We start from the raw sequence: 283 nt of genomic DNA, 5'->3' as shown, positions 1-283 counted from the left end.
TAGCTCAGTTGGTTAGAGCGCACCCCTGATAAGGGTGAGGTCGGCAGTTCGAATCTGCCCAGACCCACCAATTTTGTTATGGGGCCATAGCTCAGCTGGGAGAGCGCCTGCCTTGCACGCAGGAGGTCAACGGTTCGATCCCGTTTGGCTCCACCATTAACTGCTTCTGCTGCTAGAGTTTAGAAATGAATATTCTGAAGTGAATATTGATTTCTAGTCTTTGATTAGATCGTTCTTTAAAAATTTGGGTATGTGATAGAAAGATAGACTGAACGTTACTTTC

Annotated in this window: 1 tRNA gene; it reads left to right on the top strand. The window is 45.6% G+C overall.

Features of this window, described 5'->3' with window-relative positions:
• Positions 1-80 precede the first annotated feature (80 nt).
• Positions 81-156, top strand: a tRNA-Ala gene (locus tag AOA62_RS25815).
• Positions 157-283 lie beyond the last annotated feature (127 nt).

It is taken from the genome of Pseudomonas sp. 2995-3 (genome assembly GCF_002742565.1).
Classification (GTDB): Bacteria; Pseudomonadota; Gammaproteobacteria; order Pseudomonadales; family Pseudomonadaceae; genus Aquipseudomonas; species Aquipseudomonas edaphica.
Note: the sequence above shows the minus strand (reverse complement) of the source record. Positions and strands in the feature narration are given on the sequence as shown.